Here is a 13372-nt window from a genome sequence, read left to right on the forward strand (position 1 = left end):
CGCCGGACGCGGGACGGGCCCGGAGCGCGGGGCGGCGTGTGGTCAGCCGCGCATTTCCCGCAGGACGTCGTCCAGCCCGGCAGGCTTCACCCCGAGGGCGAGTTCGGTCTCGGACGTGTCGAGCAGGAAGGGCGCGTCGTGGAGATAGCGCATCTCGGGCAGTTCGGCCATGACTTCGTCGGAGGCGGCCATCCGGGCAAACAGTTCCGCGGGCATGCGCGTCATGCGCGGGGGCGGCGCACCGAGCACCTCGGCGAGTCGTACGGCGAGGCCGCGGGCGGACAGTTCGGACACCGACGGGACGTGCCACGCCCGTCCCCACACGGCGTCGTCCTGCGCGGCGTCGCCGACCGCGACCAGGGTGCGGGCGACGTCGCCGATGTACGTCCAGCTGTGCGCGGCCTCGGGATCACCCGGGAAGGCCGCTTCCTCGCCGCCGCGCACGGCCGGGGCGACCATCAGGGTGAACAGCGACAGCGCGTCCTTGCCGAGGAAGGTGCCGGCGCGTACTTCCGCGACGCGAGCCCGCCCCGTCCGGTGCAGCGCCAGCGCGTCCTCCCACATCGTGGCGCGAACCCGGCCCTTGTCCGACACCGGGGCCATCGGAGCGCTGGGCCGGATGCGGCCGTGCGCGGGCGGGCGACCGTAGCCGTAGACGTTGCCCAGCATCACGTAGTCCACGCCGGAGCGCTCGACGGCGGTGAGCAAGGCCACTGCCAGCGGCGGGAATTCGGTGCGCCAGCGGTGGTACGGAGGGGCGGCCGCGTTGTACAGGGTGCGGGCGCCGTCGAGCAGTCCCGTCAGGACGTCCGGATCGGTCGCGTCGGCGGCGATCCGTTCGACGAGCGGGTGGTCCGGGCCGCGTCCGGAACGCGTGACGACGCGGACGCGGTCGCCCCGCTCGGCGAGCAGAGCGGCTGTGGCGTGGCCGGCAGGGCCGGCGCCGGTGACGACATGCAGGGTCACGGAATTCTCCTGGCGCGTGGTTCGTGAGCCGCCGGACGACGTCGACGCGTGCCGGCGGCGGGTACAGCGCCCAGCCTGTGGCCCCCCAGCCGCCTAAACTACTGGCCTGAATGCCGGAGATCCGGAAGTTCCAGCCACCACGACCAACAGGAGGCCGACCCCCGTGGCAGCCGCAGACCGTCAGCCGCACGAAGCCGATCCGCACCGGGTGGCGGTCGTCGCGGTGCCTCCGGTCACCGCGTTCGACCTGTCCATCCCCGAACTGGTCTTCGGTGCGACGCTCGTGGACGGCCGCCCCGGGTACGAGGTCGCCGTGTGCACGCCCGAGCCCGGCATCGTTGCGGCCTCCGGCAGCCTCGACGTCGTGGTCGGTCGCGGCCTGGAAGCCGTGGAGACCGCCGACACCGTGCTGGTCACCGGAACCGGCGCCCGCGAACACGCCGACCCCCGCGTCCTGGAGGCGCTGCGCTCGGCCGCCGCGGCGGGCAAGCGGATCGCCTCCATCTGCACCGGCGCCTTCGTGCTGGCCCAGGCGGGCCTGCTCGACGGGCGGGCCGCCACCACGTTCTGGGTCATGTCGCAGGAGTTCACCCGGCGCTTCCCCGACGTGGAACTGCGCCGCGACGTGCTCTTCGTCGAGGACGGCCCGATCCTCACCTCCGCCGGACTCTCCGCGGGCATGGACCTGTGCCTGCACATGGTTCGCTCCGACTACGGCGCCGCCGTCGCGCACACCACCGCCCGCCTCGTGGTGGCCGCGCCGTCCCGGCCCGGTGGCCAACCGCAGATCGTCGAGACACCCTTGCCGCCGGAACGCGGTACGGCGCTGGCCGCGACCAGGGCCTGGGCACTGACCCGCCTGGACGAGCCGCTGACCCTCGCCGACCTGGCCCGGCACGCGGGGACCAGCGTGCGCACCCTCACCCGGCGGTTCCACGCCGAGACCGGCACCAGCCCGCTCCAGTGGCTGCTCCACCAGCGCGTCGACCGGGCCCGCGAGATCCTCGAGACCACCGACCTGCCGCTGGAACAGGTCGCCCGGCAGAGCGGTTTCGGCACCGCCGACTCGCTCCGGCACCATCTGGTCCAGCGCGTCGGCGTGACCCCGAGCACCTACCGCACCGCGTACGCCCGCCCGGCGTACGGCAATTGACCGGCTCGGGGGGCTTCGCGTGATCGTGGGGCGACGTATCCCTCCTCCGGCGGGCGAGTGCGTCGTGCGTCACAATGGATGTCAACACGCAGTGTTGGCAATGGAGTTGTCCAGCAGCCGATCGGGGGCTTATGGCAGCGCGTCGCTGGTTCTCCGCCTGGTCCGTTCGCGGAGTCGTCAAGCGCATCGGCAGCAGGTTGTCGGCAGTCGCGGTGGCGGCCGGTTCCGTGTGCGTTGCCGCTTGGCTGGTTGCGGGCCTGGAACTCCCCGACGGGACGGGCGACCGTGTCGTGGCCGTTGGGGTCATCTCGGTGGCGATGACCGTACTTGCGGTGCCGATGCTGCTCGCGGTCGCCGGCTTCATGCTGCTCGTCGGCATCCTGTGGGCCTGGTGCGGCAACCGGTGGCTTGATGCCCCGGACAGCCTGGACAAAGGAACCTTTCCGGTCGGGTTCGGGCTGATCATGATGCTCTGGTCGGCATTCCAGGTCGCCATGGTCGCGGCACTGGTTCCGCTGTGCCTGTGGGCGTCGGTGCGGGTTTGCGACGCCTACGGCCCGCACGTCGTGTTGGCGACTCCGTGGCCCGCCGTCGCGGCAGGGTTGGTCTACGGCTGCGTGAGCACGGGGGTCGGGCCCACCGTCCGGCTCTCGGCCCGACGGGCGTCGCATCGGGCGGCGGCCTGGAACCTGGCGCGGTACGTCGTTCCCCTCGCCGCGTTCGCCTGTGCGCTTGTGGTCCTGGGCCCTGTCCACACCGACGAGTCGGCTTCGGCGGTGCAACAGACGGCTGCGGTGCTGGGGTTCGCGGGGATCTATCTGCTGCTGTCCCGGGCGATGGACGCGGACGCGTCCCTGTTCCTGTTCGTCGTCCTGACGTTCCGGATATCGCCGTGGTCTTACGCGCGACTGGTGCCGCTTCAGCAACTGATCGCTCTCATAGGCACGTTCGGTGTTCTTTGGCTGGCCACGATCCCGGCGGGCGAGTTCGAACCCTCCGTGCACATCGATACGTGGTGGGCGCTCATGGTCACGGCCGCCGTGATGTGGCTCGCGGAATGGCCCCTACGCCTCAAGGCCTATCGGGAAAAAGCCGCCAAGGACGCCGTGGCCGCCGAGAAGGATTCCTGGAACGTGCACATGCCGGGACCAATGGACTTCCGCAGCCCGCCGTTCAACTGAGCGGCGTGTGAGGCTTCGCGTCCTCGCGGCGGGTTCGCCCCCCCCGCCGTGCGCGCGCTCCCTCGCGACCGGCGGCGCAAGCGGCGTCCGGGTGTGGGGCGCAGCCACCGGCCGTGCCACTCACACCCCGGATCGCCTTGACGGCCCGGTCACGTGTACGGGCCGTGCGTCCAGCGCGACTTGCCGGTCGCGGCGTCCATCGCCGTCAAGTTGCCGTCCCGGTCGCTGAGGTAAGCGGTGTCCCCGTTGACCGTCACCTCGACTTGCGAGCCGGTGCTTTCGGTGCTCCAGCCGGCCGCACCCGTGGTGGCGTCGAAGGTGTAGATCGCACCCTCGTAGCCGGTGAGGTACACGCGCCCGTTCGCGATGGTCGGCACCGCGGAGTAGTCCCGGTCCGGGACGGTGCTCGTCCAGGTCTGCCAGCCGGTCGCGGCGTCGAGGGCGAATACGGAACTGCCCTGGAGGACGTAGACCGTGCCGTTCGCGAACGCGGGTGCGCTGGTTGCTCCGGCGGCCGTCCACGTCCACTTCACCGCACCGGTGGCGGCGTCCATGGCTTCGACCACGTAGACCGGCAGTTGGCCGGAGCGCTGGGTATACCCGTCCACGTACACACTGGTGCCGCCGAAAGCCGCGCCCGCGGCGTTGAGGTCGGTGTTGCCCCAGAGCTTGGCGCCGGTCTTCGCGTTGATGCAGGCATTCACCGGAAGTCCCGGGTTCGGCATGAAGATCTCGTCCTCGCCGACGACCGGCCGTCCGATCACGCCGCGGTTCTGCAGCGCACCAGTCCCGTTGCCGTCGTTCCACAGCTGCGCGCCGGTCGCCACGTCGAACGCGTAGAGCGTGCCGTCGGAGCGGTACACGTACAGGGAATTGCCCACCACCGCGGGCATTCCGCCGGTCTGCAGGTACGGCATGGCAGGGGCGGGGAGGGTGTACGTCCGCAGCATCTTCCCCGTCTTGGGGTCCAGCGCGAGCACGGAAGCCCCCGTCGAGACGTACAACGTGCCCCCGACCACCTGCTGCGACGAGTAGGCCACCGTCCCCTGCCGAGCCGGGACCGGACTACCCCACACCTGCTCGCCGTTGGCGGCGTTGACCCCGAACACCTTGCTGACATTGCCCCCGGCCACGTACACCAGGGACCCGTCGCCCGCAGGCTTGGGCGCCGGTGCTTCGGCCGACGTAGGCGCACCCGAGCCCGGGCTGTCCGGCCCTCCTGCCGAAGCCACCGCCGAAGGCGTACCGGCCCCCGACGGCGAACCCCCGCCCCCGCTACAACCCGACAGTAGGACCACCGCGCCGACGACCAACGCAGCAGACGCCCGCCGCGCACGGAGCCCGCAACCCCCACTATGCATGGCCGATCCCCCTCGTCTCCACGCCGACATCCCGGCCGGGCCCCCACGCCGACCGCCGACCCAGCGAGACTCTCCCAGCGCCGCAACCGGAACCGCCCACCGCTTTGCCCGAAATTGAGCCAGAGCAAAGATAGTTGGGCCCGAGGACGGGGGTGGGCTACGCCGAGGGGCAGGGGCGGGGCGTAGACGCTTTTGGCGTCAACCTTCGGCAGGATTGCCGGACTGCCCTGGTCGACCCGTCGGTACTCACCACCACGCGGGTGCCTTGCGCTCTCGCTGCTGCCCGCCCCCGTCCTGACCGGTGCCCCGGGAGTGGGTGGCCGTGTCACGGCCGCCCGGCCCCGGGGCACCGGCGGACACTGACGCACCGGCCCGAAGGCCAGGTCGTCCGCTTCTCGGTGCCTCCGTCGCCCGTGTCCCGCACGATCCGCGCCACCGTCGCGGTCGACGTGACCCACAACGGGCCGTCAGTGGCGTTCCCGCGCCCGGCCGGACGTCGTGCTCGCCGACAGGGCCGGTTCCTCGCGGCTGATTCGCCGCGGCCTCGTCATCGCCGCCATCCACATCTGGGCCGCACGATGATCCACAAGAAGGGGCCTAGCGGCCGGCCACCCGGTAGGCGCGGTCGACCGTCTGCTTGAGGCCGTTGCCGTCCGCGTCGCGGACGGTCGTGCGCAAGGCCACGTACCCGGTGCCGAGCGGCCCCGGCGGCGGTGCGACGACCTTGTACGTGCCGTCGCCCGTCGGGAATGCCGGCAGTGCGAGCCAGTGCTTGCCGTCGTCGAAGGACGCCTCGATCCGGAAGTCCCTGACGCGCGGCGCCGTTCCGTCCGGGCGTGTGACGGCGGCGGTCATGACCAGGGGCCGGTCGGCCGGCGCCGCGTTGGCGAGGTCGAGGTCGGCGTCCACGCGCACCAGCGGCAGCGGTGCGGAGCCGGTGGTGCAGCCGCCGTCCGCCGGGCGTGCGGACGAGAACGTCCAGGTCGCGTCGACCGTGGTGCCGAGCTGGGCGCCGGGGTCGTTGCGCTGCGCCTGGAGGCGTAGTGCGTAATCGGCCTTGCCCTCGACCATGCCGGGGAGCTGCCCGTACCGGAAGTCGTCGGTGGTGGCGAGGACCGAGCCGTTCTTGGACAGGGTCACCGTTGCGGTGGTGTCGCCCCACCATTCGCTGTGGTGCGACCCGGTCGGCGAGGCGAACGGCGAGAGCATCGGCAAGCCGGAGTCGCCGCAGCGGCCGAAGCTTCCGGCGGCGCCGATCGGTGCCTTGTTCCAGTGTTCGGCGGTGGTGCGTCCGAGCGGATAGGAGACCGGAGCGGCGTCCTCGCTCCCGGTGTCGGTGCCGAGGACCCCGAGCCACGTCAGTCCGGGTGCGGTGGTGAAGTACTCCTTGGCGGTGCCGGGCACGGACACCTGGTGGAACCACCCGCTCCAGCCGCCGCCGTCCGACCAGCCGGCGAGCCGGGAGATCATCGCCGTGCCCGTGCCGCCCTGAGTGTGCACGCTCACGTCGGCTACAGCGAGGTCCGCGGTCCTGGCGTGCAGCGTCGGGTCGGCCGGGATGCCGCCGTCGCGGGCGAGCGCCAGGTTGTACGTCGGCGAACCGGACGCGGCCGGTCCGCTGAGGAACGCGCTGAGGCGGTACGAGAACGGGTGGCTCGTCGTGGCGGCCGGCACCGCGTACGCCTCGGTTGCGGCGTCGGACAGCATGGCGCTGATTTCGCGGGCCGCGTCGCCGATCTGCTCGCGGAAGCCGACGATGCGCCCGTCGACCCTGGTGCCGCCCTGGTCGAGGTCGATCTTGGCGGGCAGTCCGGCGCGCGCGTCCAGGGTCACCGCGGTATCGCCCGCTACCGCGACGTCGGGCCGAGCGACCGCGGTCCAGCTTCGCGGGTGGGCTGCGGTCGCATTGGTGTGGACGAGCCCGCTGACGGTGTAGCGGCCCTTGGGGACACGGGCGGCCGACACGAAGTCGTCGATGTAGCGAAGGGGGAACTCCGCGCCGGTGTCGAGGTTGACCACGTACATCCCGCCGCCGGTCACCGGACCGCCGTCGCGATCGAAGCCGGTGACGTGCAGGTCGTACAGCTCGGGCTCGTCGAACACGCCGAGGGCGGTGCGGATGACGACCGCGCCGTCCGAGCCGGTCGCGGTCAGCACGCCGCCGTACGTGCTGCCGGCGCCGTTCGGCACCGGGTCGGTGACGACCGTCGCGTCGGCCGTCCCGTGTGCGGGCACGGTGATCCGGGTCGCGCCGAGCCGGACGGGCAGCGTGGTGCCCGCGTCGGGGACCGCGGCGAGGTCGAGCACAAGCGCGACGTCCCCGTCGTTGTGGTACGTGACCGTGCTGGTGACCGGGCTGTTCGCCGGCCAGCGCAGATACGTGGACACCGCGCCGGGGCTCGCGTACGCCGTGCGCACGGCCGCCGCGCCGATGTTCACCCGGCCGGTGCCCTGCGCGAACACGCCGGCGTCGCCGGGCGTGGCCGAGCTGATCAGCGCGGCCTTGAGCTGCGCGCCCGTCCACCCGGGGTGCTCCTGCGCGAGGATCGCCGCCGACCCGGCGACGTGCGGTGTCGCCATCGACGTGCCGTTCAGGGCCGTGTAGCGGTCGTCCACGGGCTGTCCGGCCGAGGTGCCCGCGGCGCGCGCCGCGACGATGCCGACGCCCGGTGCGGTGATCTCCGGCTTGACCGCGTGGTCGACCACACGGGGGCCCTGGTTCGAGAACGACGCGCGTTTGTTGTCGCCGTCGACCGCGCCGACGGTCAGTGCCGCGTCGGCGGCGCCGGGCTGCGACACCGAGCCGGGCTGGGCGTTGTTGCTGTTGCCCGCGGCGATGACGAACAACGCGTCCGAAGAGGCACTGAGCGCGTTGACCGCCAGGGACATCGGGTCGGTGCCGTCCGTCGGACCGCCGCCGAGGCTCATGCTGACGACGCGGGCTTTCTGCGCGACCGCCCACTCCATCCCGGCGATGATCTCCGACGCCGAACCGAAGCCGTCGTCGCCGAGCACCTTTCCGACGAGGAGCTGCGTGTCGGGGGCGACCCCCTTGTAGCGGCCGTCGGAGGCGGCGCCGCTGCCGGTGATGATCGACGCGACGTGCGTGCCATGCCCGTTGCCGTCGACGACGCCTCGCGGGTTGCCGGTGAAGTCGGCGGAAGCGGCGACGGCGTCCACCAGATCGGGATGCGTCGCGTCGATGCCGGTGTCGAGGACGGCGGTTCGCACGCCCGCCCCGGTGTACCCGGCTTGCCACGCCTCGGGCGCGCCGATCTGCGGGACGCTTCGGTCGAGGACCGCCTGGACGCGCGCGTCGAGCCATATGTGTGCGATGCCGGGCGCCAACCCGGTCGCGCCGGGGGCGAGCCTGGACCCGCCGGACGGGGCGGATGTGGCGACGGTACGCCAGAACTCGCCTGCACCGTCCTTGCGTTCGCCGATCGCCTGAGCGCCGATACTCGGCAGGTCGCGGCCTGTGGAACCGGTCTGCGCGACCGAACCGCGGGCGTTCGGCGCAAGTGAGGCCCGGGCGCCGCCCTCGTACTGGACGATCAGCGGCAGCGTGGGCGTCGACCGGTCGTCGTAGCCCTGGCGGGCCAGACTGCTCACGTCGAACAGCGCGGGGTCGAGAACTCCCTTGGACAGTAACGGCAGCGCGTCCGCCGGCACGACGCTGACGTCCTTCCCGCGCGTCTGGCTCAGGAACGACATGCCGTCGCGGCCCGGACCCGGCTTGGGCATGACGGACTGCCTGCCGTCCGTGAACGTGTCCACGGAGACGGTATCGCCGGTCAGCAGCGTGATCGTCGTGTGCGCGACCGCACGCTGCCCGGAACCGGCCGTCGACGGCCCGGCAGCAGAACCGGCCGACGCCGTGGACGCAGGACCGGCTATACCGACGGTGATGGCGGCCGCCAACGCGGCAGCCACCGAAGGCCGCACGGAGAGGCGACGCGACCGCCGCCTCGACGAACGGTGTGGATTGTGGGGGTGCATAGGCAGATCTCCCATAGCGCAGCTCACGCACCGTAGTTCGGTACGGGCTTTCGCATGGGGGGAGTCCCCTCACGCACACGGACGTTGCCTGCGGATCTCGAAAACCTGGAAGTGAAGTTGCGGACCGCGCTGTAGACGGTGACGAGCGGCGGCGGGCCGTGGGTCGACCGCGCGGACGGCAGGCCCTGACCCCAGCGGGCAGCGTTACCTGCACGGACAGGGATGCCGCGCTGAACCCGCGGCTGTTCGTCGCCTTCAGCCCGATGCGCCAAATCGCCGTGTGTGCGCCTCACCCAGGGCGAGTCGTCGACAGGCATCGCGGCTGACACCCAAGCCGGTCGCCGAAACCGCCGAGCGGGTGGTCGTCCATAACCCGGCCGAGGCCGACCAACTGGTCGAGCAGTCAGGGGCATCCGGCACTTCCCGCAGCCAGGATACGAACAGCTCCCCATGATGCGATTCGTGCCCGTCACGTGGACAAGGACGAACTGCCGCCGCTGTGTAGGCTGAGCATCCGCGGCGCGGAAGGCGGGGATTTCGATGGCCACGTTGGAGGACACGCTTTCGCAGGCGGATCCGCTGGAACGTGTGGGGTGGCTGGTCTACTCCGCCAACTGGTACGAGCGGAAGGCCGATCGGTACGCACGGCAACCTGCCGCCTCGGAGATCTCGGATGCCGAAGCGCGCGAGTTCGCGGGGTATGCCTCAGTCCTGCGACAACAAGCCGACGTCGAACTGCAGGGTGAGATCAACCGACGGGTCATGAACAGCATCGACCAAGTGCGCTGGTGGCAGCGCCGACAGGTCAGGCATAGAGTTGCTCGAGCCGACCGGGAACTTGAGAAGACCGCCGCAACGATGGCCGAGGACGGCCGGTCGGCGGCCGTTGCCGAGGCCGGGGCACGCGAAGCGCCGGTCCGGCTCGGCAAGGGCGTATTGGACGCATCGATCGGAGAGAAGGCGCAACGCCTCGTCGCGCTCAGGCTTTCCGCGTACGTCACAGGTGGCACCAGGGACGCCAAGGCAGCGAACGAAGCGCACGCCCTCCTGAACCAGCATCTCAACCTGCTCGCCCGCAAGGAGATCGCCCGCAACGACCTCCATCAGAATCAGAGCGCACCGCGACCTGGCGCTACAACCTTCGGGCTCCGCAGGCCCACACGCTCCTCCGCCGATCCGCGCACGGACAGCACACGCACGTCGACCACTTCCACCGACCAGAACAACGGCACGCAGCGCAATCAGGGGTTCCACCGCCAACACGGAAATTTCTAGCCCCGGAAGCGGCAGGGGCGTTGCCCTGCCGACCGGCGCGGGCGGGCGGTGCATCCGACGTCGTAGCGATCACCGCCGGCGATGCCGGGCCGGGCTCCCGCGCCCAGTCGGGGTCCCGCCAGGGCGGGGCCGACGGTCGGGGAGGGTCTTGCCTGGCCGCGGTTGACCTGCGTCGTTGTTCGCGTGGGTGGTGCCCGAACACGGCTTGCACACAGCGTGCGGGCCCACGCGGGTGCGCGCCCCCGCCCCCGCCCGCAAGCCGGTGACCGCGCCCGGTATCCCGTCGGCCGCGACTGTCCCGACCGCGAACGCCGCTGCATGCCCCCACCCCAGGCCGTGAGACCAGAACGCTGGTCTCCCTGGCGTGTTGCTCGGTGCTGCTTTGCCGGGTGCCGGGTGCCGGGTGTCGGGTGTCGGACCTGCAATGGCCGACAAGCGGCGGCTGCGGGGATCTCGGACCAACTGTCAGGATTGTGGCCACGCCACCCTGGCGGGGGAGGCGGATGTGCCGCTCCGGCGGGCGGCGAGACGGCATCCGTGTGCCGGGATGGTGGAGAGCAGGTAGACGGCCGTTCTCCGCCACGTTGGGGGTAGCCGCGCGTCGTGCGGGTGCAGCCGGCACGCGGATGTGGCGGGCGCAGCCGTTGGAGGACGGCTGCGCCCGCTCCGTGCGTATGGTGCGCGCTCGGGGGCGACGTTGCCCGGCCTGTGGTGTCTTCCGCACGCCTTGCGCGTGTCCCGCGGGCTGTCGGCGGCTCCGGCGGCCCCGGCGTTTCGCCGGGGCCGCCGGGGGTCCGCAGTGCGGGGCAGCGAGAGATGCCGTGGAGCGGGCTCAGCCCGCCGCGGCGTGGGGTTCTTCGTGGGGGTGCGGGGTGGCTGTGGCGCGCGGCGTGCGGCTGCGGATGCCGAGGAAGTGGTCGGTGATGCCGCGGCGGGCGCGTTCCGCGTCGTGGGCGGCGACGGCTTCGTACAACTCCCAGTGCCGGGCGGCGACTTCCTCGGGGGCCTCCAGGATCGGCGGGAGTTCGTCGCTGAGCCGGTTGTAGGCGTCCCAGAAGGCCGCGAGCAGGCGCAGCATGAGGCTGTTGCCGACCGGGCGGTAGAGCGCCTCGTGGAACTGCCGGTCCGCCGCGGGACTGACCTCGCCGGTGGCGGCTTCGGCGCGCATGCGCTCGGCGGCGCGACGCAGGGCGTCGAGGTCGTCCTGGTCGGCCGCGGCGGCGACTTGGGTGATGAGGCTGCCTTCGAGGGCTTCGCGGACGTCGACCAGGTCGGCGAGGTTGGCGGTGCCGGCGGCCAGGGCGAGGCGTCCGTGGAAGGACAGTTCGTCGACGAGCGCGCCGAAGGACATGCTGCCGACGTAGGTGCCGAAACCGTGCCGGATCTCCACGATGCCGACGGCCTGGAGGGCTTTGAGCGCCTCGCGGACCGAGTTGCGGCTGATGGCCAGGTGCTCCATCAGTTCGGCTTCGGTGGGCATGGGGTCGCCCGGGGCCAGGCCCTGACGCAGGATCAGGTCTTTGATCTGTTCCTGGACCGTGGAGTTGCGGCTGGGCCGCTTCGGCGGTGTCGGCATCGCGCTGTCCTGCCCCCTGTCCCGGCCGCGTCGCGCGCGCCGGTGCTGTCGATTCGTCTGCGTCCCGCATCATCTCGCGCGGGCCCGACCCTTGACCGGGGGAGGTCCCGGCCCTAGGGTCTCCCTCATTCTAGACGTAGGACGTCCTACGTTCCACGTCGGATATCCCACGTTGGATATCCGTTGCGTTGTTTTCTATCGTGCATTCCCGCACTTGTCACAATTCAGGGAGGCGTCGTGGCCGCTGGGCTCGACCGCAGGCAGTTCCTCCGGTTCACCGGCGCCGCAGGCATAGCCGCGGCAATCTCCGGCACGCTCGCCGCCTGCGGCGGTCCGGCCTCCACCAACGCCCCCGGCGGGGGCGGGGGCGGCGGCGGGGCCAAGGGCACTATCGACGCCGGCCTGTCCTACACGCTGAGCACCGGCTTCGACCCGATGACCGCGTCGGGCGCGCTGCCGGTCGCGGCGAACATGCACGTCTTCGAAGGGCTCGTCGACCTCGACCCGGTCACCCGCGAGCCGTATGCGGCGCTGGCCTCCGCGGTTCCGCAGACCCCGGCGGACCCCACCACCTGGCGTGTGGCCCTGCGTCAGGGGGCCACCTTCCACGACGGCTCGCCGGTCACCGCCGACGACGTCGTGTTCAGCTTCACCCGGGTCCTCGACCCCGCGAACAACTCGCTGATCGTCCAGTTCCTGCCCTTCCTGGACAAGGTGACGGCGGTCGACGCCGGGACCGTCGAGTTCAAGCTGAAGTACGCGTTCCCGCTCTTCCCGCAGCGCATCTCGGTGGTCAAGATCGTCCCCAAGGCCCTGGTCGCGAAGGGCCAGCAGGCATTCGACGCCCTGCCGGTCGGGTCCGGCCCGTACCGCATGGTGTCCGCGACCAAGGACGACCGGATCGTCTTCGCCGCCTACGACGCCTACAACGGTCCGCGTCCCGCCAAGGCCCAGGCGATGAACTGGCTGCTGCTCGCGGACGCGTCGGCCCGCGTCGCGGCCATGGACTCGCGGCGGGTGCGCGCGATCGAGGACGTGCCGTACATCAACCTCGACCAGGTCAAGAAGAACGCGCAGGCGGAGTCCGTGCAGTCGTTCGGCCTGATGTTCCTGATGTTCAACTGCGAGAAGAAGCCGTTCGACGACCCGCGGGTCCGCCAAGCCCTGCACTACGGCCTGGACACCGAGAAGATCGTCAAGACCGCGATGCTCGGCAACGCCACCGCGGCCTCGTCGTTCCTCGACGAACGCCACCCGGACTACCGCCGGGCCGGCACCGTGTACGGCTACGACCCGGCCAAGGCGAAGAGCCTGCTCGCCGAAGCCGGTGTCTCCGGCCTCGACGTCACCCTGGTCACCACCGACACGGCGTGGATCAAGGACATCGCCCCCCTCATCAAGGAGAGCTGGGACGGCATCGGCGTGAAGACCACGCTGGACATCGGGCAATCCGGCGGCCAGTACAAGAACAAGATCGACAACGGCAACTTCCAGGTCATGGCCGCCCCGGGCGACCCCTCGGTGTTCGGCAACGACGTCGACCTGCTGATGCGCTGGTGGTATGTCGGCCTGTGGCCCGAGAAGCGCTTCCGCTGGAGCAACACCCCCGAGGGCAAGCAGGTCGTCGCGCTTCTCGACCAGGCCGCGCGCGAAAGCGACGCCGGCCGGCGCCGCGAGCTGTGGGCCCAGGCCGGCGACATCCTCGCCGCGCAGGTGCCGCTCTACCCCGTGCTGCACCGCAAGCTGGCCACCGCCTGGGACGCCAAGACGCTCACCGGCTTCCGTCCGCTGCCCACCACCGGCCTGTCGTTCCTCGGCGTCGGCCCGAGCTGACGCCCGGCTCCCCGGCACGGCGCTCCAC

The 13372-nt window shown here is 71.4% G+C and carries 8 protein-coding genes; 4 read left to right on the forward strand and 4 right to left on the reverse strand.

Annotated features, from left to right (window positions below; all coding sequences use genetic code 11):
• Positions 1-42: 42 nt before the first annotated feature.
• The gene (locus ACPA54_RS33380) at positions 43-966 is read right to left on the reverse strand and encodes an NAD-dependent epimerase/dehydratase family protein (protein ID WP_423535461.1); all 924 of its coding nucleotides are present in this window, start codon (positions 964-966) and stop codon (positions 43-45) included.
• Between the two features lie 163 nt (positions 967-1129).
• On the opposite strand from ACPA54_RS33380, the gene ACPA54_RS33385 reads away from it, so the two are divergent.
• Both ACPA54_RS33385 and ACPA54_RS33390 read left to right on the forward strand, forming a co-directional pair.
• Complete coding sequence (locus ACPA54_RS33385) at positions 1130-2119, forward strand: GlxA family transcriptional regulator (protein ID WP_423535463.1); 990 nt, start codon at positions 1130-1132, stop codon at positions 2117-2119.
• 74 nt (positions 2120-2193) lie between these two features.
• Entirely contained in the window at positions 2194-3300 is a 1107-nt protein-coding gene (locus tag ACPA54_RS33390) for a hypothetical protein (RefSeq protein WP_423535465.1), read from the forward strand.
• Positions 3301-3449: 149 nt separating this feature from the next.
• Here ACPA54_RS33390 and ACPA54_RS33395 read toward each other — a convergent pair whose 3' ends face one another.
• Together ACPA54_RS33395 and ACPA54_RS33400 are read right to left on the reverse strand one after the other, a co-directional pair.
• Complete coding sequence (locus ACPA54_RS33395; protein WP_479729425.1) at positions 3450-4433, reverse strand: outer membrane protein assembly factor BamB family protein; 984 nt, start codon at positions 4431-4433, stop codon at positions 3450-3452.
• A gap of 825 nt (positions 4434-5258) precedes the next feature.
• Entirely contained in the window at positions 5259-8594 is a 3336-nt protein-coding gene (locus tag ACPA54_RS33400; RefSeq protein ID WP_423535469.1) for a S8 family peptidase, read from the reverse strand.
• Between the two features lie 606 nt (positions 8595-9200).
• Here ACPA54_RS33400 and ACPA54_RS33405 point away from each other — a divergent pair.
• Positions 9201-9935 carry a hypothetical protein gene (locus tag ACPA54_RS33405; RefSeq protein WP_423535470.1) on the forward strand — a complete coding sequence of 245 codons (735 nt, stop codon included), beginning with the start codon at positions 9201-9203 and terminating at the stop codon, positions 9933-9935.
• Positions 9936-10767: 832 nt separating this feature from the next.
• On the opposite strand, the gene ACPA54_RS33410 is transcribed toward ACPA54_RS33405, so the two are convergent.
• The gene (locus tag ACPA54_RS33410) at positions 10768-11511 is read right to left on the reverse strand and encodes a FadR/GntR family transcriptional regulator (RefSeq protein ID WP_423535471.1); all 744 of its coding nucleotides are present in this window, start codon (positions 11509-11511) and stop codon (positions 10768-10770) included.
• Between the two features lie 237 nt (positions 11512-11748).
• On the opposite strand from ACPA54_RS33410, the gene ACPA54_RS33415 reads away from it, so the two are divergent.
• Positions 11749-13344 (forward strand): ABC transporter substrate-binding protein, encoded by a 1596-nt coding sequence (locus tag ACPA54_RS33415; protein WP_423535472.1) that lies wholly within the window; start codon positions 11749-11751, stop codon positions 13342-13344.
• The last annotated feature ends 28 nt before the right edge of the window (positions 13345-13372 follow it).

This window comes from Uniformispora flossi (genome assembly GCF_049534875.1).
In the GTDB taxonomy this organism is placed as follows: Bacteria; Actinomycetota; Actinomycetes; order Streptomycetales; family Streptomycetaceae; genus Yinghuangia; species Yinghuangia aomiensis.

Coding starts and splice junctions, on each gene's coding strand:
- ACPA54_RS33390 (WP_423535465.1), top strand. CDS start 2,194: ATGGATGTCAACACGCAGTGTTGGCAATGGAGTTGTCCAGCAGCCGAT.
- ACPA54_RS33405 (WP_423535470.1), top strand. CDS start 9,201: ATGGCCACGTTGGAGGACACGCTTTCGCAGGCGGATCCGCTGGAACGT.
- ACPA54_RS33410 (WP_423535471.1), bottom strand. CDS start 11,511: ATGCCGACACCGCCGAAGCGGCCCAGCCGCAACTCCACGGTCCAGGAA.